Here is a 24599-nt window from a genome sequence, read left to right as displayed (position 1 = left end):
CATCGAACAACACCCCTCGACGAATCAGGTGTTGCAGCGACCGATTGAGTCTGAGCGAGTAGACGCCTGCCGGAATGCAACTTCGGCGCGGCCCCGGCGTCCCGTCAGCGGCTGGTGAGCCGGCGGGCCAGCCCGGAGGCGCGGACCGCGCGCCGGTCCACCGCGGCGCGCACCGAGGTCTCCGTCCCGGCGACGAGGACGCGCTTCTTCGCGCGGGTGACCGCGGTGTAGAACAGCTCACGGGTCAGCAGCCGCGAGTCCTGCGGCGGCATCAGCACGGTGACCTCGTCGGCCTGGCTGCCCTGGCTCTTGTGGATGGTCATCGCGAACATCGTCTCGACCTCGCCGAGCCGGCCAGGCGCCAGCTGCCGCGAGGAGGAGGCCGACCCGATGTGGGCGCGAAGCCCGTCCGGCGCCGCGACGACGACGCCGGTGTCGCCGTTGTACACCCCGAACCCGTAGTCGTTGGCCGTCACCAGCAGCGGGCGGCCCGGATACCACGGCATCAAGGCTGGTGACCAGACCGACTGCCCGGTCCGCTCGGCCAGCCAGCGTTCGATCTGCCGGTTCCAGTGCGTGACCCCGAACGGCCCGCGCCGGTGCGCGCACAGCAGCCGGTGCCCGTCGAGGACGTCGAGTGCGGCGGCCGCGTCGCCGAGCAGAGCCGCCTGCCGCAGGTCGGCGGCCCGGTCCACCAGCGGGGTGCGCAGCGCGCCCGCCGGATCATCGGTGTCCAGCCACCCGATCGAGTCGCCGCCGCCGCGCAGCACCTCCATCACCGCGTCGGCATCGCCGCCGCGGATCGCGACGGCCAGCGCACCGATCGTCTCGCCGAACCGGTGCGACGTCTTCAGCTCCACCACCCCGGCGCTGCCGAGTCCGTCCACCAGGTCGGCGAGCACCGCCCCGGCGTCCACCGATGCCAGCTGGTCGGGGTCGCCGACGAACAGCAGCCGGGCATCCGGGCGGACCGCCTCGAGAAGCCGCGCCATCATCGTCAGCGACACCATCGAGGTCTCGTCGACGACGATGACGTCGTGCGGCAACCGGTTGCCGCGATGGTGGCGGAACCGCGACGACGTGCCGGGCCGGCTGCCCAGCAGCCGGTGCAGCGTGGTCGCGCGCAGGCCGGACAGCCGGCCCCGGTCGACCTCGGTGAGCTTCGCGACCTCGGCCGCGACCGCGTCCTGCAGCCGCGCGGCGGCCTTGCCGGTCGGCGCGGCCAGCGCCATCCGGGGCGCGGGCCGGCCGGTCATGTCGGCCTGCTCGGCGATCGCCGCCAGCAGCCGCGCGACGGTGGTGGTCTTACCGGTACCGGGGCCGCCGGTCAGTACGGTCAGCGACTGCGTCAGCGCGGCCTCGGCGGCGGCCCGCTGCTCCTCCCAGCCGGCCGGGAACAGCCGGGCGATGCTGGGCACCGCGGTGCGCGGCGGCGCCGCCAGGAGCGCGGTGACGTCGTCGCACACCTGCTCCTCCTCGCGCCAGTAGCGGTCGAGGTAGAGCAGATCCGCCGAGGAGTCCGAGTACAGCCGCAGCACCTTCGCGTCGGTCAGCGGGCTGGCCGCCACCGCGGCGAGCCACTCCTGCGGGTCCGGCCACGGCAGGCCGGGCACGGCGATCTGGTCGGCGACCGCGCGCAGATCCACGCACACCGATCCGCTGCGCAGCGCGCGCACCGCCAGCGCGACCGCGAGCGCGACGCGGGCGTCGTCGTCCTTGCCCAGCGCGGTGAGCCGTTGCGCCACATGGATGTCGGCAGGTTCGAACAGTTCGGTGAACGCGTCGATGCTCATGCGGGCACCCCCGCGTCCAGCAGATCCGACAGCGCCTCAACCACAGCGGCGGGCGGCTGCCAGCTGAACACGCCGGCCGGATGCCCGTCGACGACCGGGGTGTCCGGCCCGCACATTCCGCGCACGAACAGATACAGCACCCCGCCGATGTGCCGCCCGGCGTCGTAGCCCGGCTGGCGCCAGCGCAGGAACCGGTGCAGCACCACGCAGTACAGCAACGCCTGCAACGGGTAGTCCGAGTGCAGCATGGCCTCGGCCAGCCGGTCCTGGGCGTAGTCGGCGGCGGTCAGCGCGCCGGCCGGGTCGCCGAGCCAGTTGGTCTTGTAGTCGACCACCAGGTAGTGCTCACCGACGCGCAGCACCGCGTCCAGCGACCCGTTCAGGTAGCCCTTCAGCGGCTGCGCCGCCAGCGCGCCCGAGGTCAGCCGCTCGGCGTACGGGGCCAGCGGGTCGCCGGCGGGCAGGTGAACGCGCAACAGCCGCCCGACGTCGGCGAGCGTGATCCGCGGGGCATCCCGGCGCAGGTCGCCGCCGGCCAGCGGGAACTCGAACTCCAACTCGCGCAGCCGGTCCCGCAGGCCGATATCGCGCAGCGTCAGCCCCGGTGCCAGCGGCCCGAGCGGGGTGTCGTGCATCGGCACCAGCGCCGCGGCCAGCTCACCGGGCGGGACGTCGACGGGCCACCACAGCGAGTGCTCCACGATCCTGGCCTCCAGCTCGGCGGCCAGGTCGACGGCGAACGGATCCGCGGTCTCCAGTACCGCGTGCACCAGCGTGCCGAACTTCGCGCCCATCGGCAGCGTGGCCATCGGAGACGGCATCTGCGCGGCTTCCGGTGCGGGCGGGCCGGTTTCGGGCAGCGGCAGCTCGCCCGCCTCGTCGTCGAGTTCGACCACCTCCGGTTCGCTGGTGACGCCGGACTCCTGTTCGGCGGCGCGGATCAACCCCGAGTAGGACGTGCGCCGCCACGCCGGGTCGATGCGGCGATGGAAGTGGCGGATGTCGAGATCGTCCGGCGGGGCGGGCAGCGGCACGTCGACCGTCGGCGCGACGACCGACTCCTCGAGCACCGGGCCGCCGGCGTCGGACCACGCCCGCAGCAGCGCCATCGCGTCGGCGTCGTCGATACGGGGCGGATCGCACGCATCGGGCACCGCCGACTCACCCGGGGCGCGGCCGCGCAGCAGCCGCGACAGGCCGCCGTTGGGCTCGTCGGACGACGGCGCCCACCACGCCACCACCTGCGATTGGGCGCGGGTCAGCGCGACATAGGTGAGCCGGACGTCGTCGCCGGCCGCCTCGCGCCTGCCCTGCTGCTGGGCCGCGATGAAATCCGGGCTCTGCTCGCCGCCGATGTGCAGGCAGCGGGTGTCGCCGTCGTGGAAGAGCACCACGTCGCGGCTCTGGATGTTGCGGTTGAACGCGAACGGCAGGTAGACCACCGGGAACTGCAGGCCCTTGCTGACCCACACCGTCATGATCTGCACCGCGGCCGCGTCGCTGTCGAGACGGCGGTTGCGTTCGACGGTGCCGCCGCGTTCGTCGCGCTGGGTGCGCAGCCAGTCGCGTAGCGCGGGCAGGCTGAAATGCTCGCGGTTCGCGGTGTCGTGCAGCAGCTGGGTCAGGTGCGCGAGGTCGGTCATGTGCCGTTCGCCGTCGTCCCAGCCGAGCACCCGCTCACCCATGCCCGCCAGCTGCGCTGCCTCGAACACCGCGGCCACCCCGCGCTCCCTGGCGAAGTCGGCCCACTGGCGCAGGGTCTCGGAGATCCGGTCGGTCAGCGCATCACCCTGGGTGGCGAGGGTTTCGGCGGTCTCGCCGAAGAACATCGTGGTGGCCGCGGCCCGCACCAGCCCCGAGCGGTGCGGTTGGTCGAACGCTTCGAGCAGGCACATCCAGTCCTCGGCGGCCGGGGACGCGAACACGTCGGAGTCCCCGGTGTAGACCGCGGGGATCCCGGCCTGGGTCAGCGCGGCGAAGCACGCGGTGCCGTCGCGATGGCTTTCGACGATGACCGCGATCTGCCCCCGCTGCAGTTTCTCGCCGCAGAACGTCGCCCCGCTCGCCAGCAGGGCCGCGATGTCGGAGGCCATGTCCGCCGGGATGTGCCTGCGCAGAACGTCGATCGGGACGACCTTGTTGGGCCGGGTGCCGAACTGGTCGCGGGTGGCGACCCGCAGCCGGAACGGCGCATTGTGCGGGGCGCCCCGCAGGCGGTGTTCGCGGTGGTGCGCGGCCACCGGGCGCACCACGATGCGCGGGTCGCCGAGCTGCGCGTCGCGCATCACCGCCTGCAGGCTCTCGACGAGCGGGCCGTCGCTGCGGTAGTTGGTGCCCAGCGTCTTCTGCGTGCCCGCCGTCGACGCGGCGTGCAGGTAGGTCACGATGTCGCCGCCGCGGAACGCGTAGATCGCCTGCTTCGGGTCGCCGATCAGGATCACCGTGCTGTGCCCGCTGAACGCCCGGTCGATCACCTGCCACTGCACCGGATCGGTGTCCTGGAACTCGTCGACCATCACGATCGACCAGCGGCGCCGCATCCGCGCCCGGGCGGGAGAGTCCGGCGCTTCGAGCGCGGCGGCCAGCCGGGAGAGCAGGTCGTCGTAGTGCAGGATCCCGAGTCTGCGCTTGCGCGTCTCCAATTCGGCGCAGACCGCCGTCGCGAACCGCACCCGGACCTCGGGGTCGAACCCCGGGGCCGGATCGACGGGGCGCAGCTCGGTGTGCGCGTTGCCGACCACAGCGTGGGCGAGGCGCAGCGCCGCGTCGTAGGACAGCAGAGGCTCCTCGCGGTCCTGGCCGAAGTGCGCCAGGTAGAGGTCGTCGACGATCTCGGTGACCACATCGTCGAGGCTCTCGACGAGCTGCACACCGGAATCGGAGTCGCCCGCCACCCCGAGCGAGCGCAGCACCAGCTGGCAGAACTGATGGGTGGTCGCGATCGTCGCCGCGTCGAAACCCGCCAGTGCGTCGCGCAGCCGCTGCCTGCGACACATGCGCTCGTCGGCGGGGCAGTCCAGCAGATGCCGGACGATCTCGTTGTCGCCGGCGCCGTCCGGTTCGTCGAAAGCGGTGAGCGCGTCCAGGATCTGGCCGCGCACCCGTTCCCGCAACTCCTGGCTCGCGGCCCGGCCGAACGTGATGAGCAGCATCTGGTCCAGCGTCGCGACGCCCTCGGCGACGTACCGGGCGACCAGGCCGGCCAGCGCGAACGTCTTCCCGGTGCCGGCGCTGGCCTCCAGCACGGTGGTGCTGCGCTCGGCGGGCAGCGGGCCGAGCAGATCGAACGGCTCCATCAGTGCACGTCCCTCTCGGCGCGAAGCATCGGCAGCCACAGCCGGGCGGCGAAGTCGGGGAGGCCGGCGGTGACGAGATCCTCCAGCGGCAGGCGCGGCCCCCACACCCGGACGTGCGCGGGTTCGGCGTCCTCGCCGGGGTAGCGGCCGGTCCGCCACTTCCAGCCGGCCTCCCGCATCGGCGTGCCACGGTGGAAGTCCGTCTCCGCCCACGCATAGGACGTCTTGAGCGGCAACGGGATCGGTGCCCGCCGGCCCGCGTCGTACATCGCGACGAGGTCAGCGAGCACCTCCGCGGCGGAGTCGGGTGCGCCGAGCATGCGTGCGCGGATGTCGTGCCCCTTGCCCTTGGACCGGCCGCCCCTGCCGATGCACACCGCGCCCCAGCCGGTGCCCGGGTGCTGAGCGGTCAACGCCACCAACCGGATCCACGACTCCAACAGGTGCCTGCCGTCGAGCTTGGAGTAGGTGACCGACACCGACCGCTGCCCGTACAGCCGCGGCACGGTGCCGACGAGCCTGCGGCCGGGGCCGATCTCGACGTCCACGTCGACGGCGCTGGGGTCCGTGGTGCGGTACTGCTGGGCGGCCGCGGCCAGCGCCGCCGAACGTCCGGTGATCTCCTGGGCCCTGCGCCAGCCCAGCCGCCCCGGCGGGAGCGACCCGCGCCGCCACTCCGCCTGCTGCGCGTCCGCCGGTGTCATACCGCGCTGCATGTCGTCGAGCATGCGCTGGCCGATCTTCCACTCCTGCAACGCATCGACGTCCACCGGCATCGCGTCCTCGACCCCGTCGACGTCCCACGGCAGCGTGTAGTCGAGTGCGCGGAAGAAACCCTTCACCGGATCCTTGAAGAAGCCGATCAGGTCGTCGAGGGCGACATCGGCGGGTGCGGGCGCGGGCAGCGGCGCGCCGAGCAGCGACGGGCGTGGTTCGCGTTTCCCCGTCGCCGCACGCGCGGCGGTCTTGGCGGTCGGGTCGAACGTGAACGGGACGCCCGGGGGCATACCGAGCTTCCCTGGGGTGACGTTGTCGATGTCGAACGGCTGCAACGGATGTGCGATGTGCACGCGCTTACGCACCGGGGCCGACGTGGTCACGTCCAGGGTATCGAGCAGTTCGACGACCGGCACCGCGGGCGGTCTGCGCTGCCCGCTGTACTCGTTGGCGCCGGTGTAGGTGATCACCAGCTTCTCGGTCGCCGCGCCGATCGCGTCGAGCAGCAACTGCCGGTCCTCCGAACGGATGTCGCGCTCACCGGTCCTGGGCTCGCGCGCCAGCGCGTCGTCGCCGTCGACGACCCCGATCCGGGGGAAGACGCCGTCGTCGAGGCCCACCAGGCACACCACCCGGTGTGGCACCGACCGCATCGGCACCATCGTGCACACCGTCAGCGTGCCGGTGCGGAAGTTGGCGCGCGTCGGGCGGCCCGCGAGGTGGCGGTCCAGCAGCGCGCGCACGTCGGGCAGCCGCAACTCGGTGCGTGCGTGCACCCCGGCGTCGGCGCGGATGTCGTTGAGTTCGCGTTCCATCTGGCTGCGCTGCCACAGTTCGCTGTCCGGCACATCGGTCAGCTCCGAGACACCGGTCAGCACCCTGCTCAGCCAGGCGTCCAGCGGTGCCCTACCGGTCAGGGATCCGACTGCGGCGGAAATCTTCTCGACGAAATCGGCGAGCCGCCCGGCCAGCTCGACCCGGTTGCTGCTGACGTCGTCGAGCGGCAGTGTGGTGTCCAGCCACGCGCGGGAGTCGTCGGACATCGCGACGCCGGCCAGCACCCGGTCGATGCCGAAACGCCAGGTGTTCTGCACGAAGTCCACCCCGAACGGGCGGCGGTGCTCACGGTCGAAGCCCCACCGGATGTTGGCCTCGCGGACCCAGTCGCCGATCGCGTCGAGATCGTCGTCGGAGAAGTTGAACCGGTACCGCACCGGCGGCGCCTCGGCGAGGTTGAGCACCTCGCTCGCGGTGGCCCGGCCCCCGCACAACGCGAGCAGCTGACGGGCGACGCCGAGCAACGGATTCGTCTGGGTCAGCGCACGATCGGCGAGTTTGACCCGCAACCGGTGGGCCGGATGCGCGCCCGAAACCACGTCGCCGAGTCCGAAACCCGCCACGATCAGCGGCGCATAGGTCTCGATGTCGGGGCACATGACGAGGATGTCGCGCGGCTCCAGGGTCGGGTCGTCCTCCAGCATCCCGAGCAGCACCTCGCGCAGCACGTCGACCTGGCGGGCCGCCCCGTGGCAGCTGTGCACCTGCACCGAGCGGTCCGCCGGATCGTGCACCCGACCGTCCGGGCGCACCGCGTCGGCGCCGATGTCGGACTGCAGCCAGCCCAGCAGGGTCTCGGGGCGCCGCGCGGAACCCACACATTCGTCGGTCCGCACCGCCGAAGGCAGCGCGCGCTGGAGTTCGCGCAGGTCCCGGCCCAGCGTCGCGAGCAGCGGATGGGTCACCTCGCGGTGCGAGGTGTCCTCGCGCCGCGGCACCGCCGCATGCAGATCTGTCAGGGCCGACCACAGCACATCGCTGGGGTGCGGAAGCCACAGGTGCAGCTCGTGGTGGGTGGACAGGGCGGCCAGCAGTTCGATCTCGGTGACCGGCAACCGGGTGTGCCCGAACAGCGACAACCGCTCCGGCAGATCGGCTGGCGACTCGTGCAGGCGGGCAACGGTCTTGGCGTGCCGGACATGCGGCGGGTCGGCGTCGACGCGGGCGATCAACGCGCGGTACAGCTCGGGCTGCCAGTGCAGGTCGTCGTCGAGGTCGCCGGTGCCGCCCGCGACCCACTCCTCGAGCAGCTGCGGACGCTGCGCGGCGTACGACGCGAACACCCCCGCGAGCCGGCGGGCCACCGCGTAGCGACGCCCCCGGCGCAACTCCTTCTCCTCACCGTCGGCGTCGTGTCCGAGGTGGGCGGCCAGCGCGGTGCACCACGGCAGCCCGAGGCACTCGTCGATGACCGTGAGCAGTGGCCACACCATCGCGTCCGGAGCCCACGGATCATGGTCGCGGGTTCCGGTGAGCTCGGCGATCAGCGAGCGCGGATGGCGGAACGTCACCCCCGCGCAGATGCCGTCCTGGCCGCGTCCCGCGCCGAGCGCATGGGACAGCCGCTGGCTGAGCCAGCGTTCGGTGCCGCGCGCCGACACCAGCACCAGGTCCTCGGCGAACGGGTCGGCGGGCGGGGTGGCCAGCATCGCGCCGAGACCGTCGGCGAGCAGATCGGTGCGGTCGGCCCGATGGAGGTGGAGCGCCATCGGCGCTCAGACTACGGTGCCGGGGCGCATCGTTCGGAAGCTACTGGCACTGTCCGACAAACGAGACCGTCTCCCGCAGCGGGCAGCGTCCCGTGCGGATGACGTTCACGGACGGGTCCTCGTAGCCGATCGACATACCGCAGAACAGGATCAGGTTCTCGGGCGGTGACAGCACCTCGGCGACCGTCGCACGCACCTGCGACCACGCCATCTGCGGACAGCTGTGCAGGCCCTCGGCGCGCAGCAGCAACATCACGGTCTGCAGGTACATGCCGAGATCCGACCACTGCGGCAGACCCATGTCGCGGTCGACGTAGCAGAACAGCGCCGCGGGCGCGCCGAAGCAGTCCCAGTTCGCGATCGCCGCCCGCTGCCGCGCCTCCCAATCCTCCCGCTCGATTCCCAACGCGCTGTAGCGTTCCCGGCCGAACTGGGAGCGCCGGTCGCGGTACGGGGACTTCAGCTCCGGCGGATACATCACGTACTCGCGTTCGTCCCACGGGTCGCCGGCGGCGACCCGGTCGGTGGCGAGCGTCTTCATCCGCGTGAGCGGGGTGCCGGTCACCACGTAGATGTGCCAGGGCTGCAGGTTGGATCCCGACGGTGCCCAGGCCGCCGCTTCCAGCACCCTGTGCAGCACCTGCGGCGACACGGGTTCGTCGGTGAAGCCACGCACCGCCCGCCGGCTCGTCACCGCGTCGTAAACGTCCACGATCGTCGACCTTCCTCCGGGCCCTCGAGGCCCTACGAGTCCAGTCTGGAGAGGTACGGGGTTCCGCGAACCCTGGAAGGTGCGTGGTCCTCGCGGACTACGGACTGTGCGTCAGCCGCGTTCGATGACGTTGCCCGAGCCCGACGTCGTGATCTCGGGGTCGCCGTCGCGGAAGGTGATCCGGTTGTCGAAGCCCGAGGCGTTGAGCACGTCGGAGGATTCGACGGTGATGCGGTTCTCGACGCCCGACACGTTCACCAGCGCGCAGTGGCCGGTCACCTCGATGACGTTGTCCACACCGCTGATGCTCACCGTGCCCTGATCGCACACGATCGTCTGGGTTTTACCGACACCGCCGATACTGACCAGCCCGCCCGCGTCGGCCGTGATGACCTGCTCGGTCGAGTCGATCCGGGTCTCGACCTGAGGCGGCGGGGCCGGCGGGGTGTAGCCGGACACGGCGGGGCTCCCGGTGTTGAAGTACACCGCGATACCGATCGCCGCGGTCACGACGCACACCAGCACCGCCACCGGGATCAGCCACACCGCCACGCTGTGCTTTTTGTGCACGACGCGTTGCGGGGGCGCGTAGTAGGGGGACGAGTACGGGGACGGGTATTCGGACAGCGGCGGCGGCAGGGGCGGTGGCACCGGGTAGGTGCCCTCGGACTCGCTCGGCGGCACGTACCGGTACGTCGGCGGGGAACTGTCGAGACGGTAGGGCTGGGTGCCGAGTTCGTTCGCGCGGGCGCGGTCGGCGAGCGGCCGCTCGAGGTCCCTGATGCGGGCCTCAGGATCCCCGTCCGGTTCCATGCGCAGATGGTTGCACACCTGGTCACAGCGCTCAACGGATTCGGATCGGACGCGATTGGGGGGCTCGCGAACGTGGGTATCCCAGACCCGTGTCGGCACCGGGCTTCGTCGCCATCGGCAGCGGCCCCGCGGGGGTCAGCGCCGCGGAGACGTTCCGGCGCAGGCACCGGACCATCCCGGTCCGGATCCTGTCCTCGGATCCCGCGCTTCCGTATTGGAAGCCGCCGCTGAACAAGGAGTTCCTCGGCGGCGACGACACCCACCTGGAGCTGCACAGCGCGGGATGGTTCGCCCGAAACGACATCGAGCTGAACCTCGGCATCGCCGTCGAACACATCGACCTCGACGCCCAGGAGGTCGTCACCGCCGCCGGGGTGCGCTACCGCTACTGGCACCTGGTGCTCGCGCCGGGTTCGGTCGCGGTGCCGTTGACCGTGCCCGGCGGCGAGTCCGCGCAGCCGCTGCGCTCGCTCGGGGACGCGGTCGCGCTGAAGATGGCCGCGCGCTTCGCCGAGACCGCCGTCGTGATCGGTGGCGGGCTGATCGGCTGTGAGACCGCGGGTGCCCTGGCAGGACTCGGCGTGTCGACCACGCTCGTCGTACCCGAGACCGCGCCGCTGCACCGCCGGTTCGGCGCGGAGGTCGGCAAGCGGGTCGCCGAGATACTCGCCGACGCCGGGGTGCATGTGGTGACCTCGACGACGGTGACCGGGATCGCCGACGACCGTGTCGCGCTGGCCACCGGGGAGTCCGTGCGCGGTGACGTCGTCATCGCTGCCACCGGGGTGCGGCCCGACATCAGGCTGGCCGCCGACGCGGGGCTTGCGACCGAACGCGGCCGGGTCGTCGTCGACGAACACATGCGCACCGGCGCCCAGAACGTCTACGCCGCGGGCGATGTCGCGCTGGCATACAACGCCGCCGCGGGTCGCCGGGTGGTCGCCGAACACTGGCGCGACGCCGCGCAGCAGGGCCGCGTCGCCGGATTGACCGCCGCGGGTGCGACCGCGGTATGGGACAGCGTGCCCGGATTCAGCTGCAGGATCGGCGGATTCACCCTCACATACCGCGGCTGGGGCGACGGCTACGATGCGTCGGTCCTGGCCGAGCGGGCCGACGGATTCGTCGTCGCCTACCGCTTGGGCGGCCGCACGGTCGGGAGGCTGGACGTCACAGCCAATCCCGTGCCTTGAACAGCCAGTAGAGAATGAGGACGAGGACGACGATGATCGAGGTACTGGTCACGAAGCCGGTCACGGTGCCGATGCCGGGATAGTCGACATTCTGTCCGTAGAAACCGGTGATCGCCGTCGGCACGGCGATGATCGCGGCCCACCCGCTGAGCTTTTTCATCACGGTGTTCAACCGAGCGTCCTGTAACGACAGGTTCGTCTCGAACACCGTTGTCACCATGTCCCGCAACGACTCCGTCCATTCCGCGGCCCGCAGCACGTGGTCGTAGAGATCGGCGTAGACAGCGTCGAGCTCGACGGACGCTCCGGCCCCCGCCCGGCGGTGCTGGACCGCACTGACGATCTCTCTCATCGGCAGTACCACGCGCCGCAGCGCGACCAGATCCTTGCGCAGCTGAAACATCTTGCGCTGCAGCTTGCCTCGCAACGGATGCTCGGCGAACAGATCGTCCTCCAGGGCCTCGATGCCGTCGTCGAGCGCCTGGACGGCGGTGAAGTGGCTGTCCACCACCACGTCGAGCAGACCGTGCACCAGTGATCCGACGCCGCGCTCCTGGCCGCCGAGATCGTCGAAGTTCCGGGACACCCTGTCCATGTCGAAATGCGCGGACAGGCGCACGGTGATCAGGGCCCGAGGCAGGACGAAACCGGATATCCGATGGACTTCCAGCGTGGATTCCGAGACGTCGGTCGGCGGCGGGTCCTTGACCTCGACGCTGTAGACGGTGAAGAACGCATGGGTCTTGTAGACCACCGCCTTGGTGCGCTCGGATTCGGCGACGGCGTCTTCGACGGCCCACTCGTTGAGGCCGAGTTCCCGCGCGAGGGCGTTGAACGTTTCGTGGTCGGGGTCGTAGATGTCACACCACACCAAGGTGCGCTCGTCGGCGAGGTAGTCCGACATCGAGGCGAAGACGAAATCCTCGGCCGGTTTGCCGTCGCGCCAAACACGACCCTGGACACGCGTCACGGGACCATCATGGCACCGCGGCTGCCCGCATCGGGTGCGCGGCGTAGAACCCGAGATGGGCCCGCGCCGCGGCCTCCCACGTCATCGACTCCGCCAAGGCGCGGCCGGCGTCGACCCGGCCGGTGTCGCCGAGCGCGTCCTCGACGGCGGCCGCCAATCCCGGGACGTCACGGGCATATCGCACGGTGTCGCCGAATACCTCGCGAAGGACCGGTAGTTCGCGGGTCACGACCGGTCTGCCGGCCGCAAGTGCCTCCATCGCGGCCAGCCCGAACCCCTCCTTGACCGACGGGAACGCGAACACCTCGGCGGCGGCCACCAGCGTCGGCAGGTCCTCGTCGGGGACCGCTCCGAGGATCACCGGCTCCACGTCGAGGCGGCTGCAGCACTGCTCGAAGCGGGCCCGGTAGTCGCGATAGTCGAACAGCGTCTCGCCACCGGCGATCACCAGCGCCAGATCGGGTCGGCGCCGCCGCACCAGGGCATACGCCTCGACCAGGTCGATGGTGCCCTTTCGCGGCTCGATGCCACCGACCGCCAGCACGTAGCGGCCCAGCCGGCCACGCCACCGTCTCACTCCGGCGTCGTCGTCGGCTGCCGCGGCGAAGCGGTCGGCGCGCACCCCGTTGGGGATCACGGTCGGGTGCAGACCCCAGCCGGCCGCCACCTCCGCGGCCACCGCGGCGGACACGCAGATGCGGGCGTAGGGCGACACGACGGCCTTCTCGTGGCATGCGGCGAGCACCGGGGTGGTGAACTCGTCGAGGTGGTGGATGGTGCGGATGCAAGTGCCGACCGCGTTGGCGCTGATGCAGTCCTGGGCGTGCACGATGTCGTACGCATCGGGGGTGAAACCGCTGCGCAGCGTGTCGATGGAGCGGACGATGCGGTCGGTGACCGTCTCCGCCGGGCGGTCCGGGAAGTCGAGCAACCGCACCGCCACGGCAGGGTCCACGTCCCGGAAGAAGCCGGTGTCGCCCTGGCGGGCCAGCGACCACACGGTGACCTCAGCGCCCTGGGCCGCCAGCGCCTCGGCCAGGTTGAGGGTGTGCACGACCCCGCCGCGGGGCTTCGTCGAATAGGTGATCAGCGCTACCCGCACATCAGCTCCGCGAGGTCACCGAGTAGGTGTCCACCCTGCGCTCCGCCAGATGGTTCAACACCTTTCGGGCGCGGGCGATTTCTGCTTCGACATCGATCTGGACGCACGCCAGCCCACCCTTGGAGCGCGTGGTCGCCAGCACCTCGCCGCCGGGTCCCACCACTTTGGCCTGCCCGAGGAATCGCAGCGACCCCATGACGCCGGTGTGATTGGCCGACAGCACCACCACCTGATTCTCGGCGGCGCGGGCACAGTCGTAGAGGTCGAACAACCGCGACTGGCGGTCGGCGGGCAACGACGACGCGCGGTCGGTGACACTGGCCGGCCACGCCGACAGCGCCGCGATGATCTGCGCACCGTCGAGGGCGAGCGCACGCGCGGACTCGGGGAACGTCTTGTCGTAATCGATCAGCATGCCGAGGCGCCCGACCGGGGTGTCGAACGCGGTGAACGTGTCTCCCGCGAGATATGCCAACGACTCACCGGCCGGCTGGTGCACCTTGCGGTGGGTGCCGAGGACCCCGTCCCCCGACACGCAGATCGCCGAGTTGTAGCGAGAACCGCCCGGGGCGGCCTCGGCGTAGCCGACACACACCGTCATCGCCCCGGCGGCGGCGATCACCGCGCCGATCTCGGGTCCGTCCGGATCCAGCGCCGGTGGCGGATCGGCCGGGTCGGGCGACCGCAGATCGCCGATGTAGCCGCCCAGACACGCGTCGGGGAACACCAGAAGATCCATGCCGTCGCGGGCGGCGGCCTCGATGATGCCGGTCACCTTGGCGACGGCGCGGTCCACGTCGCGTCCGAAATGCGCGGCGACAGCACCTACCGTGACTGGGGACATGCGGTTCCCAGACCGGTCACCCCGCCCGCGACGACCGTCGTCGCGACGCCGTCCGGCCAGCGCAACCGCACCCCCGGTTCCGGGGTGAGCCGGCCGCACACCCGATCGGCGACGCCGCCGGGCAGCGCCGCTGAGCGCGCCGCCCCCGCGGTCAGCATGCCGAATCCGGGGAAACAGGTGAGCCACGAACCCATCTCGGCGGCGGGCGGCCGGGGCACTGCCGCGACGTCGATCTCGGCGCCGACACCACCGGCCTCGGCGAGCATGCCGGCCGTCCCCGCGATCCCCGCCATGCTGACGTCCTTGGCCGCGTGAGGACGTGTCGCGGCCACGAACGACGCCATCTGCGCGAGTTCGTCGGCGCTGCGGTGGCTGGTGGAATCCCATTGGCGGCCGTGATAGCCGGGCCGCCAGCCGCCGGCCAGGTCGACGGTGAGACGCAGCGCGTCGCCGGCGGATCCGCCACCGGCCGGGACCGGGTCGGTGGTGCGCCCGAAGGCCGTGACCGCCAGCGATGCGGGCACCCCGAGCTGGGTGTGGCCGCCGAGAACCGGGAGCCGCCACGCCTGCGACGCGTCGGCCACGCCGCGCACGATCCGGGTCAGCACAGAGCGGTTCGGGGCGCCGACCGCGTCGAGCAGACCCGTCGGCGTCGCACCCATGGCCGACAGGTCGTTGACGTTGACGAGCACCGAACACCAGCCCGCCCACTCGGGATCGCGTTCGACCATCGACGGGATGATCGCGTCGCAGGCGGCCACCACGTCACTGCCCGGCACCGGGACTCCGTCGTCGCCGACGAAACCCGCGGGCCCCAGGCCGTTGGGCACGGCGCGCAGCGGATCCAGGATCTCGCCGAGAAACGCCTTCGTCGCCGCGACGGTGCGGGCGATCGGATCCGGTGACCATCGCATCACCGCGTGCGGTCGGCCGGCGACCGTGCACGCGCCGTGCTCGGTCCAGCCGAGCCCGGCGAACATCGCCGCGTACCGGCGCTGCACGGTCGCTTCGAAGCGCAGCGCTCCCACGGATTCGACCTGGGCACACGCGGCGCGGATCAGCGCCGGGCCGAGACCTGTTGCGCGAGAGGACCGGTCGACCACCAGACGGCTTCCGGTCCACCAGCCGATGTCGGGTGAGCAGGCCGGGGCCAGGCGGACGCCGCCGAGCACCGTGCCCTCGGCGCTCGTGGCGACGAGCACGACGGTGCGCGGGTCGTCGTCGACGTCGTCGCGGTCCGAGCCCGCGAACATCCCCTGCTCGATCACGAACGACGCACGGCGCAGCCGCAGGTACTGTGCCAACTCCTCGCCGTCTGCCTGATGGATCAGGAACTGACCGTGAGCGGCGGGGCGTGGCCCGGACAAGATCGACAGCTCGCCTTGATGGGGTGAGACAGCCTGGAAGAGCATCGCTTTCACCCGCCCATGTTCTGCAGCACCCCGCAGGCGCCGCATGCCGTACACCCCGCCTTCTGGTCCACGCCCGCCATGCCCGCCAGCCGCAGTTTGTGCGCGACCTCGCGCGACACCTTCTCCACGACCGCGGCGTCCGGAGCGTGTGCCCCGTCGACGTCGACGGCCAGGGTTCCGGGATGCGGACGGAACGGCACCACGAACGGGTACACACCCATCTCGATGAGGTCGCCGGCACCGGCGATCAGCTCCTCGGCGTCCTCGCCGAGACCGACCAGAAGATATGTCGACACCTGGTTTCGGCCGAAGACTTTCACCGCTTCACGCCAGGCCGCCCGATACTGGTGCAGCGGCACCGTCGCCTTGCCCGGCATCCACCGGCGACGCACCTCGTCGTCGAGGGACTCGACGTGGATGCCGATCGCGTCCGCGCCGGCCTCGCGTAACTCGGAGATCACGGACAGCTCGGCCGGGGGTTCGCACTGCACCTGAATCGGAAGGTCCGGAACCGCCTCCTTCACGGCCCGCACACAGCGGGCCAGGTGGCGGGCGCCGCGATCGGGGCCTGCCGAGGTGCCGGTGGTCATCACCATCTGGGTGACGCCGTCGAGGCGCACCGCGGCACGGGCCACCTCGGCAAGCTCGCCGGGCCGCTTCACCGCGGTTGTCGCGCCCGCGCGCAGGGACTCCTCGATGCTGCAGAATCGGCAGCGCTGGTCGGGGGAGTAGCGGATGCACGTCTGGACCACGGTGGTGGCCAGCACGTTGCGGCCGTGCAGCCGGGCCAGCTTCTCGTAGGGCACACCGTCGACGGTGACGAGGTCGTAGAACTTCGGGCGCTCGATCACCTCGACGTCCAGACCGGTCTCGTGGCCGTCGAACAGGATCTTCTGCCCGTCGAACGAGTACGGACTCTGCGGGTTGCGGGGAATCGCGGCGTTGAGACCGTCGATGACGAGGTGGCCGTCGTCGCTGGGCCCGGCGCCCGCGGTGCGGTGTAGCGGGGGCCGGCCGCGGATGCCGAGGAGGGCGAGGTCGACGCGAGTGGAACTGGGGGACGTGGAATTGGGGGACGTGGAATTGGGGGACGTGGAATTGGGGGACAGGGCCACGGTTCTCCTAGGCGGTCTCTGCGTATCTGGGGGTACGCAAGGCGCTGCGGCGAACCTTGCCGTTCTCACTGTCGATGATCGCCGCGGCGACGTGCCGGGCGTCGCGGTCGATGCCGAGGAACCGCCCGGATCCCCAGGTGTGCATCCACGGCAGCCCGACGAAGGACAGGCCCGGCACCGTCGTCACGCCCCGGTTCTGCATCGGGCGGCCGCCCCCGTCGAAGGCGCTCGCCTCGATCCACCGGTAGTCGGGCCGGTAGCCGATCGCCCAGACGATTGTGTTGACCTGCTCCGCCGTGAGATCCAGTGCGGTGGGCTCGGTCTCGGGCTGCCACACGGGCACGTAGCGGCTCGGAGGCGGGGCATCGGCGCCCGTTCTCGCGATGTGGGCGTCGATGTCCGCGCAGATCGAGTTGTACACCGAGTCGGCGTGATCGAGCGCGCGCCGCAGGGTCGGTGCGAACCGCAGCGAGCTGCCGTGCCCGTCGGTGAGTGTGCCGTAGAGCTTCATGCCTTCGGTGGCGAAGCGGCGCAGATCGATGTCGCGGCCGCCGTCGCGTCCGGTGACGTAGTGGTTCGTCTTCTCGATGGCCGCCTTACCGCCCGGGTACTCGGCCGCCGGTTTGTCGTAGAGCCCCATGTCGGAAAGCCATGTCATGCAATCCCTGCCGCGGTAGAACCGGGCCACCCGGGGGGCGTTCCCGACCGCGAGGTGCACCTGCCGGCCTGCCAGGTGGAGATCTTCGGCGATCTGGGTGCCGGACTGGCCGGTGCCGACGACGAGCACGGCGCCGTCGGGGAGCTGGTCTGCGTTGCGGTACTGCTCGGAATGGATCTGGCAGATCGCAGGGGACAGCGCACCGGCGAAAGGCGGCACTACCGGGACCGGATAGCCGCCGGTGGCGATCACGGCGTGCTCGCAGGCCAGTGTCTGTTCCCCGGCATCGGTCTGCAGGGTCAGCTCGAAGCCGCGCTCGGCGCCGTGGCGCAATCGGGTGACGCGAGTGTGCGGACGGACGGGTGCCTCGAAGGTGGAGAGCCAGCCGCTGAGCCAGTCGACCACCTCGTCGCGGGTCATGAAGCCGTCCGGGTCGGGTCCGTCGTAAACGTAGCCCGGCAACCGGCAGTGCCAGTTCGGCGTCACGAGAGTGAAGTTGTCCCAACGGCTGTCGGTCCACGCATGCACGGGGGTGTCGGCCTCCAGCACCACATGGTCGATGCCGGCGCGGCTCAGGTACCAGCTGACCGACAGACCGGCCTGGCCGCCCCCGATCACGGCGACCGGGGTGTGTGCCGCGGCGGTGGTCATCAGGACTCCTTGTCGGGGTGCATGGCGACGACCCGGATGGCGGCGTCGGCGGGGTAGCGGGCCGCTGTGCGCCTGATCTCCCGGGTGGTGGCCGCCGCTGCGGTGCAGGCGAACCCGTATCGGGCGCGGACGCGGTCGTCGGCCTCTGCCATCGCACGGGTGGTGCGGGCCACGAACTCGGCCACATCGTAGGTGGCCCCGACGCTGAGGTAGTCGTGTACCACCAGGCTCGGTGAGTAGCACTGTTGCTCAACGCCGTCCGGCCAGCGAACCTGGAATGTCATCTCAGGCATGCTCGAATGCCTGCCATGCCGCCGCCGTCGCGGCTTCGGTCACCGGACCGTAGACGTCGGGCCTGCGGTCGCGCAGGTGGAACATCCCGGCCCGCATCGCGCGGAAGGTTTCGTCGATGTCGACGTCGGCCACCGCCATACCGCTGCCGAGATGCGTTGTCGCCAGGATGTTCCCACCGGGGTCGACGATCTTCGCGTTGCCCACGTAGCGCAGTGAGCCGAAGGTGCCGCTCTGGTTGGACGCCACCCAGAAGACCTGATTGTCGAGTGCCCGGGCGGTGTCGAACAGGTTGAAACGGTAGGTCCAGCGATCCTCCTGCAGGTTCGCGGCGGCTGCGGTGCGCGCTGCGGGCCACGCCGAGAGGCTGGTGATCACCTGGGCCCCTTGCAATGCCATGATCCGGGCTGCCTCGGGAAACGCCTTGTCGTAACAGATCTGCAGACCGATCCGGCCGACGGGGGTGTCGAACACCCGGTAGCCGGAACCTGCCGAGTACGACATGCCCTCACCCAGCGGTTGGTGCACCTTGCGGTAGGAGCCGTAGATGGTTCCGCCGTCGAGTACCGCGGCGGCGTTGTACCGCGTACGTCCGTCCTCGGCGAGTTCGCAGAAACCGATCGCGACCACCAGGTCACCCACGATCTGCTGCACCCGGGTGATCTCGGGGCCGTCGAGCGTGATCGCCGGCGGCAGGGACTGCTGTGCGGTCCTGACCGTGTCGCCGTGGTTGCCGAGTGAGGACAGGTAGCCACCGATCGCGGCCTCGGGCAACGCCAGATAGTCCACCCCCCGGGCGTTGGCCTCGCCGACCAGGTCGGCGATCAGCGCGTAGTTCTGCTCAAGGTCGCGAGTGAAGTTCGCCGAGACTGCCGCGAGTTTCGTCATGGTCGCGCTCCATCCCGCTTCAGACCATGTAGGTGGAGTTGATGATGGCGCCCTTACGGGCATAGTGGATCAACGCGTCCTGCACGTCCAGTGGGTGCGCGGGGATGACGCCTTCGATGAGGTCCTCTTCGCGGCCGCCGTGCAGGGCAAGTCCGAAGCGGCAGCAGAACACCGTGCCGCCCTCGCCGATGAACGTCCCGAGTGCGTCGTTGATGTTCTGCTCACCCGGGAAGCCGGAGTCGCCTGTGGTCGGAAAGCCACGGGTGGCAAGGCAATTGATCGCTCCCGGGCCGTAGAAGTAGATCGCCGACTCGAAGCCCTTCCGAAGTGCGCGGGTGGCCTGCAGCACCGCGACGAAGCTGACCGACGACTCGTGGGCGATGCCGTGGACGAGCGTGAAGTAGCTTTCCCCGTTCTCGGCCTTGTAGTCGGGGAAGATCTTGGTGCCGCCGTAGATGTTGGAGCCCTTGGGCAGTGACGGGTGGGGGATCTCGGCGAGTGAGGTCGTGATGTTCTCCGCGATCGTCGCGTCAAAAGGCATAAAGGCTCCCGGGGTTCGTAGCGGTACGGTTCTCGCGGCGACGATGCCCGAGGGCCCAGTATCGGCGGCCGCTTCAAGTACAGGCCTGTGCGATTGCGCACTGGTTGCCGATGGACTACGAATTCGTTAGGGGGAGTTCACCGGGGAAACACGGCGGAAACACCCGGGGCGCGAGAGTTGCGCGATGTTCCGAGAGTTGACCCACGGCTGTGCATATCGCCCAGGCCGCAGCCCGGAATTGTATTTCGCGACAGGCAGATCTAGGTGCCGAGGGTGAATTCCTCTGCCAGCCCGTCGATCCCGGCCTGGATCGCCTCGAGTGCACCCTTGCGGGCCTTCAGCTTGGTGGCCAGGTGGGCGCCGGGGTGCAGGGTGGCCGCCGCTTCGGCCGCCACCTGCTGTGCCCGGGGGAGCACCTGATCGGCGTCGACGATCTCGTCGAGCCAGCCGGCGGCCACCGCGTCGGCACCGGCGAACGTCGTCGCCAGCGCGGCGGCCCGCTCGAACGCCGCCGGGGTCAATCGGGCGCGCATGATCTCCAGCGCGGAGATCGGGATCGTCATGCCGATCGCGACCTCGATGGCCTGGCACCGCGACTTCGGCTGGCCGATCCGGTGATCGCCGGAGAGCAGCAGGAACGAACCCATCGCGATCGCGGGCCCGGTGGCGGCGATGATCACCGGCGCCGGGAACGTCAGCGTCCTCAGCGACAGCTCGAAGCCGCCGGAGAGCATGCCCAGCGCGGCGGCGGCATCGCCGGACTGGAACACCGAGAGATCGAAACCGCCGCTGAACACCCGCGCGTTGCCGGCCAGCACGACGGCCTTGGCCTTATCCGCCTCGGCGCGGTCGAGAGCCCCGTTGATCGCGGTCTGCATGGTGGGCCCGAGCACGTTCACCTTGCCGTCGTCGAGGGTGATCGTGGCCACGGAGTCGGCGAACTCATACGAGACGGAGTCGGTCATGGGGGAAACGTAACAGCGGTCTCGCCGGCACTACGTAAGTGGTCCGGGCCGAATACTGCGCAGAAGAAGTAGTGCACTACTCAGGACGGTCACCGGGCGACTGCATAGCGTCAGATTCGCGCGGTACACGAGGGGTTACCGCGATTCGGATCCCGGGGGATGCGAAAGACGCGGTCACCGCAGCCAACCGGTTTCCTGGAACGTGGGGGTTCAGGAAGCCGCGACAAGTGCCGGGCTTTCCGTGACGGACGGGGGCGTCACGGAGCCCGGCACGAGTCGTTCAGCGCGGGCCGTCCAGTCCGGATCCGCCCACACCACCCTCGCGGGCAGGCGCCGCCAATAGGACGGATGCGCCCGCAGCTGGGTCTGCACGCTCGCATGCACCGCAGCGCCGTCGCGAACTTTGCGGACGGCCACGGTGTGCGCGTGCCCGGCCAAGGCGTCGGCGGCCATCGGAGCGGGGTGGCCGTCGACGCCGCACCGCACGATCGCCCCGGCGGCGACCGCGCCGTCGAGCACCCAGTCCAACGCGATGCCGGCCAGCGGTGGGCACGCGCGGTGGCCGCCGACGAGGTCGCGGTGCCCGCCCCGGAACCAGACCTCGCGCACGTCGTCCGGGCCGTCCGGCAGCCGCGGCGCCCGCGGTCGCGGTGCGCCGTCCAGCGCCAGGGCGTGCCGCGCCGCCCGCACGCGGGGTAGCCGCGACGGCTCCCGCCCGAGGACAGTCCCGGGGTAGCCCGCGGCGTCGAACATGCCGAGGAAATGGACGTCGGCGCCGGCCTCCGAGCGGCCGGACAGTGCGGCCGTCAACCCGGCGATGTGCTCCCAGTCGGCCGCATCGCGCCAGGTACGGGGTAGCGCGTAGGTGGACAGCGCGTAGCCGCGGAAGTCCTCGGCCGACCAGCCCGCCACGTCGTCGTCACCCAGCACCCCGACGGCGCCGAGCAGCCGGGCCAGCGAGTGCGCACAGGCCGCGCCGTGGCCGGCGCCGAACAGGAAGATCCGGTCGTCGGGCCGCCAGTGGTCGACGAGGAACCCGTACGCATCGGCGATGGCCGCGCGGGCGTCGTCCACGTCGCCGCGGCGGGGGCCGGCGGACCAGACGAGCTGGTCGTCGGTGCGCAGCAGCAGTTGCGCCAGCAGCGCGGCGTTGGTGGGATTCTCGGCACCGTCGAGATCGCGGTCACGGTCGAAGCACAGCGCGATGTTCTTCACGAGGACCCCCGGCGCGGGTTGGGCGACAGCGCTGGGATCGAGTTTGCCAGAACCGGGTGCCGGCGGGGCCGGAACGCCGAACTCCGGGGTACGCGGAGCGGCCCGTCAGCCGCCCATCAGCATCCGCCACTGGTCCAGATCGCGGGCCCGGTAGACGTAGTTGCTGCCGCGCACATCCGACAACGGCGCGCTCGGCTCGGCGGAGTACCAGTGGCCGGGGAACACCGTCGGATCGCCGGGAAGCTTGGCCAGCGCCTGCAGGCTGCGGAACATGTCGTCGACATTGCCGCCGGGGAAGTCGGTGCGCCCGCAGCCTTCCAGGAACAGGGTGTCGCCCGCGACGAGACGGCCGTCGAGCAGGAAGCACTGGCTGCCCGGCGTGTGGCCGGGGGTGTGCAGCAGCTCGATGTCGATGGCGCCGACCGAGACCTTGTCGCCGTGCTGGTGAGCGGTCAGCTCGCTGCCCGCGATCCCGGTGACATTCGCGACCCAGTCGGCCTCGTGGGCGTTCACGTGCACCGGGACGCTGACCCGCTCCAGCAGCTCGGCGAGGCCCTTGAGGGTGAACCCCATCATCGAGCCGCCGACATGGTCGGGGTGGTGGTGGGTGACCAGCACCCCGGACAGGTGCATGCCGTCGGCCTCCAGCGCGTCCACCAGATCCCCCGCGGCGTAGGCGGGGTCGACGACGACGGTGTCGCCGGTCTCGCGGTCGCCGATCAGATAGGCGAAGTTGCGCATCTGCTGGGCGATCATGTCGCCGGCGGCGAAATCGCGCCCGGACAGCAGCTGCTTGAAGTAGAGGCGGTCGTTCTCTTCTGTGGCGGTGTCATCCGTGGCGGGCATGCGCACAGCGTAGGCATCCGAGCCCCAATCGGCGGGAACCACCCGAAAACGCACACTTTGACCTGCGGTTTGGTGTCGGAATCGGTGAGACTGTACCCTCTTTAAGGCTCGCCGCTGTGGCGCGAGTGCAGGCCCCCTTAGCTCAGTCGGTAGAGCGTTTCCATGGTAAGGAAAAGGTCAACGGTTCGATTCCGTTAGGGGGCTCGGTGGGAACCGGGTGGCGGTCAGTTCGCTTGAGCTCGGATCCGTCCGGGGCGGTGTAGCTCAGCTGGTTAGAGCGCACGACTCATAATCGTGAGGTCGGGGGATCGAGCCCCCCCACCGCTACAACACACGACCGTAGAAGAAAGAGACGACAGTGGCCTCCAGTACTGACGTGCGGCCCAAGATCACCTTGGCCTGCGAGGTGTGCAAGCACCGCAACTACATCACCAAGAAGAACCGCCGCAACGATCCCGATCGCCTCGAGATCAAGAAGTTCTGCCCGAACTGCGGTAAGCACCAGGCCCACAAAGAGTCGCGCTAGCGACCCGGATCCGGCCCGACACCGTCGTATCGCGGTCGCCGAGGTCGACCAGGTAGGTTCACTGTCGTGTCGTCGCTGGCTGCATACGTCGGAACGCACTTCCGCTACCCCGATTTCTACACGGTCGGCCGCGAGAAGATCCGCGAGTACGCCGTGGCGGTCAAGAACGACGATCCCGCGTACTTCGCGGAAGAGGCTGCCGCCGAGTTGGGCCACGACTCGCTGCCGGCGCCGCTGACCTTCATCTCGGTGTTCGGATACCAGGCGCAGTTGGCGATGTTCGACGCCGCCGGTATCGGCATCGCCGACGCGCAGATCGTCCAGGTCGATCAGGCCATCCGCTTCGTCCGGCCGATCAAGGCGGGCGACAGGCTCTATTGCGACGTATGGATCGACTCGGTCCGCAAAGCGCACGGCACGGACCTCATCGTGACCAAGAACATCGTCAGCACAGAAGACGGCGAAGTCGTGCAGGAGTGCTACACCACGCTGGCGGGTCGTAGCGAAGAAGACGGAGAGAGTGGCTTCACAGATGGCACTGCGTGAATTCAGTTCGGTCAAGGTCGGCGACAAGCTGCCGGAAAAGGTCATCCCGCTGACGCGGGCCGACCTCGTCAACTACGCGGGTGTGTCGGGCGACCTGAACCCGATCCACTGGGACGACGAGATCGCCAAGCAGGTCGGGCTGGACACCGCGATCGCCCACGGCATGCTGACCATGGGCGTCGGCGGCGGCTACATCACGTCCTGGGTCGGTGACCCGGCCGCGGTCAAGGAGTACAACGTGCGGTTCACCGCCGTCGTGCCCGTCCCCAACGACGGCAAGGGCGCCGAGATCGTGTTCAACGGCCGGGTGAAATCCGTCGACCCCGAATCGAAGGACGTGACCATCGCGCTGACGGCCACCTCCGGCGGCAAGAAGATCTTCGGGCGCGCCATCGCGGTCGCGACGCTCGCGTAAGGAGGTACCGATGGCACTCAAAACCGACATCCGCGGGATGGTCTACAAGTATCCCGATGCCTTCGTCGTCGGCCGCGAGCAGATCCGGCAGTACGCGAACGCCGTCAAGGCCACCGATCCGGCGTCACTCGACCTGGAGGCGGCCCAGGCGCAGGGCCACCCCGGTCTGGTCGCGGGCCCGACGTTCATGTCGATCCTCGCGGTGATGACCCAGCGGCATTTCTTCCAGAACGTCGACATCGGCTTCGAGACCATGCAGATCGTGCAGGTGGACCAGAAGTTCCTGTTCCACCGCCCCATCAAGGAGGGCGACGTCCTGCACGCCACGATGTTCATCGAGAGCGTCGACGAGCGTTTCGGTGCCGACATCGTGACCACCCGCAACGAGCTCACCGACGACGACGGCAAGGTCGTGATGGAGGCGTTCACGACGCTGATGGGCCATGAGGGCGACAACTCCATCTCCGCCGGCTGGGATCCCGAGACCGGCCAGGTCGTGCGCAAGCCGGTGACCCACGACGAGCTCGAGGTCGCGCAGTAGATT

22 protein-coding genes and 2 tRNA genes are annotated in these 24599 nt (G+C 70.2%); 7 read left to right on the top strand and 17 right to left on the bottom strand.

Annotation, left to right across the window (positions count from 1 at the left end):
• Positions 1–104 precede the first annotated feature (104 nt).
• The 5 genes from recD to BST38_RS24000 form a co-directional block, all read right to left on the bottom strand.
• On the bottom strand, positions 105–1793 hold the full coding sequence (gene recD / locus BST38_RS24020) for an exodeoxyribonuclease V subunit alpha (RefSeq protein ID WP_083145991.1): 1689 nt from the start codon (positions 1791–1793) through the stop codon (positions 105–107).
• Complete coding sequence (recB, locus tag BST38_RS24015) at positions 1790–5089, bottom strand: exodeoxyribonuclease V subunit beta (protein ID WP_083145990.1); 3300 nt, start codon at positions 5087–5089, stop codon at positions 1790–1792. Before recB ends, recD begins: the two co-directional genes overlap by 4 nt.
• Complete coding sequence (recC, locus tag BST38_RS24010; RefSeq protein WP_083145989.1) at positions 5089–8352, bottom strand: exodeoxyribonuclease V subunit gamma; 3264 nt, start codon at positions 8350–8352, stop codon at positions 5089–5091. Before recC ends, recB begins: the two co-directional genes overlap by 1 nt.
• 40 nt (positions 8353–8392) lie before the next feature.
• On the bottom strand, positions 8393–9064 hold the full coding sequence (locus tag BST38_RS24005) for a nitroreductase (RefSeq protein ID WP_083145988.1): 672 nt from the start codon (positions 9062–9064) through the stop codon (positions 8393–8395).
• Positions 9065–9175: 111 nt separating this feature from the next.
• Positions 9176–9877, bottom strand: a complete 702-nt coding sequence (locus BST38_RS24000) for a DUF3060 domain-containing protein (RefSeq protein ID WP_083146001.1) — start codon at positions 9875–9877, stop codon at positions 9176–9178.
• Between the two features lie 89 nt (positions 9878–9966).
• Between BST38_RS24000 and BST38_RS23995 the strand changes: the two genes are divergently transcribed.
• The gene (locus BST38_RS23995) at positions 9967–11070 is read left to right on the top strand and encodes an NAD(P)/FAD-dependent oxidoreductase (protein ID WP_083145987.1); all 1104 of its coding nucleotides are present in this window, start codon (positions 9967–9969) and stop codon (positions 11068–11070) included.
• Here BST38_RS23995 and BST38_RS23990 read toward each other — a convergent pair.
• The 12 genes from BST38_RS23990 to BST38_RS23935 form a co-directional block, all read right to left on the bottom strand.
• Positions 11048–12040: a magnesium transporter CorA family protein gene (locus tag BST38_RS23990; RefSeq protein WP_083145986.1), complete on the bottom strand. Its 993-nt coding sequence runs from the start codon at positions 12038–12040 to the stop codon at positions 11048–11050. The two genes, BST38_RS23995 and BST38_RS23990, sit on opposite strands and share 23 nt — an antisense overlap.
• A 7-nt stretch (positions 12041–12047) precedes the next feature.
• A complete protein-coding gene (locus tag BST38_RS23985) occupies positions 12048–13142 on the bottom strand; it encodes an MSMEG_0565 family glycosyltransferase (protein WP_083145985.1) in 1095 nt (364 codons plus the stop codon).
• 1 nt (position 13143) lies between these two features.
• Positions 13144–13986, bottom strand: coding sequence for a carbon-nitrogen hydrolase family protein (locus BST38_RS23980; protein ID WP_083145984.1), 843 nt, complete (start codon positions 13984–13986; stop codon positions 13144–13146).
• Positions 13968–15398, bottom strand: a complete 1431-nt coding sequence (locus tag BST38_RS23975; RefSeq protein ID WP_083146000.1) for an MSMEG_0567/sll0787 family protein — start codon at positions 15396–15398, stop codon at positions 13968–13970. Before BST38_RS23975 ends, BST38_RS23980 begins: the two co-directional genes overlap by 19 nt.
• 5 nt (positions 15399–15403) lie before the next feature.
• A complete protein-coding gene (locus tag BST38_RS23970; RefSeq protein ID WP_083145999.1) occupies positions 15404–16507 on the bottom strand; it encodes an MSMEG_0568 family radical SAM protein in 1104 nt (367 codons plus the stop codon).
• A gap of 13 nt (positions 16508–16520) precedes the next feature.
• Positions 16521–17822 carry an MSMEG_0569 family flavin-dependent oxidoreductase gene (locus BST38_RS23965; RefSeq protein ID WP_083145983.1) on the bottom strand — a complete coding sequence of 434 codons (1302 nt, stop codon included), beginning with the start codon at positions 17820–17822 and terminating at the stop codon, positions 16521–16523.
• Entirely contained in the window at positions 17822–18115 is a 294-nt protein-coding gene (locus BST38_RS23960; RefSeq protein ID WP_083145982.1) for an MSMEG_0570 family nitrogen starvation response protein, read from the bottom strand. Before BST38_RS23960 ends, BST38_RS23965 begins: the two co-directional genes overlap by 1 nt.
• Positions 18108–19001 carry a carbon-nitrogen hydrolase family protein gene (locus BST38_RS23955; protein ID WP_083145981.1) on the bottom strand — a complete coding sequence of 298 codons (894 nt, stop codon included), beginning with the start codon at positions 18999–19001 and terminating at the stop codon, positions 18108–18110. Before BST38_RS23955 ends, BST38_RS23960 begins: the two co-directional genes overlap by 8 nt.
• A 19-nt stretch (positions 19002–19020) precedes the next feature.
• Positions 19021–19542, bottom strand: coding sequence for an MSMEG_0572/Sll0783 family nitrogen starvation response protein (locus tag BST38_RS23950; protein WP_083145980.1), 522 nt, complete (start codon positions 19540–19542; stop codon positions 19021–19023).
• 260 nt (positions 19543–19802) lie between these two features.
• Positions 19803–20507, bottom strand: a complete 705-nt coding sequence (locus BST38_RS23945; RefSeq protein WP_083145979.1) for a crotonase/enoyl-CoA hydratase family protein — start codon at positions 20505–20507, stop codon at positions 19803–19805.
• A gap of 210 nt (positions 20508–20717) precedes the next feature.
• On the bottom strand, positions 20718–21722 hold the full coding sequence (locus BST38_RS23940; RefSeq protein ID WP_083145978.1) for a phospholipase effector Tle1 domain-containing protein: 1005 nt from the start codon (positions 21720–21722) through the stop codon (positions 20718–20720).
• Between the two features lie 105 nt (positions 21723–21827).
• A complete protein-coding gene (locus BST38_RS23935; protein ID WP_083145998.1) occupies positions 21828–22568 on the bottom strand; it encodes an MBL fold metallo-hydrolase in 741 nt (246 codons plus the stop codon).
• A 131-nt stretch (positions 22569–22699) separates the two neighbouring features.
• On the opposite strand from BST38_RS23935, the gene BST38_RS23930 reads away from it, so the two are divergent.
• The 6 genes from BST38_RS23930 to hadC all read left to right on the top strand — a co-directional run bounded on the left by BST38_RS23930 (position 22700) and on the right by hadC (position 24596).
• Positions 22700–22772: transfer RNA gene (locus BST38_RS23930), tRNA-Thr, on the top strand.
• Between the two features lie 49 nt (positions 22773–22821).
• Positions 22822–22895 (top strand) — tRNA-Met (locus tag BST38_RS23925).
• A gap of 31 nt (positions 22896–22926) precedes the next feature.
• Positions 22927–23094, top strand: coding sequence for a 50S ribosomal protein L33 (gene rpmG / locus BST38_RS23920; protein ID WP_003929651.1), 168 nt, complete (start codon positions 22927–22929; stop codon positions 23092–23094).
• A 66-nt stretch (positions 23095–23160) separates the two neighbouring features.
• Entirely contained in the window at positions 23161–23640 is a 480-nt protein-coding gene (hadA, locus tag BST38_RS23915) for a (3R)-hydroxyacyl-ACP dehydratase subunit HadA (protein ID WP_083145977.1), read from the top strand.
• On the top strand, positions 23627–24055 hold the full coding sequence (hadB, locus tag BST38_RS23910; RefSeq protein WP_083145976.1) for a (3R)-hydroxyacyl-ACP dehydratase subunit HadB: 429 nt from the start codon (positions 23627–23629) through the stop codon (positions 24053–24055). Before hadA ends, hadB begins: the two co-directional genes overlap by 14 nt.
• Before the next feature lie 10 nt (positions 24056–24065).
• The gene (gene hadC / locus BST38_RS23905) at positions 24066–24596 is read left to right on the top strand and encodes a (3R)-hydroxyacyl-ACP dehydratase subunit HadC (protein ID WP_083145975.1); all 531 of its coding nucleotides are present in this window, start codon (positions 24066–24068) and stop codon (positions 24594–24596) included.
• Positions 24597–24599 lie beyond the last annotated feature (3 nt).

Source organism: Mycolicibacterium parafortuitum (assembly GCF_002086815.1).
GTDB lineage: Bacteria > Actinomycetota > Actinomycetes > Mycobacteriales > Mycobacteriaceae > Mycobacterium > Mycobacterium parafortuitum.
Note: the sequence above shows the minus strand (reverse complement) of the source record. Positions and strands in the feature narration are given on the sequence as shown.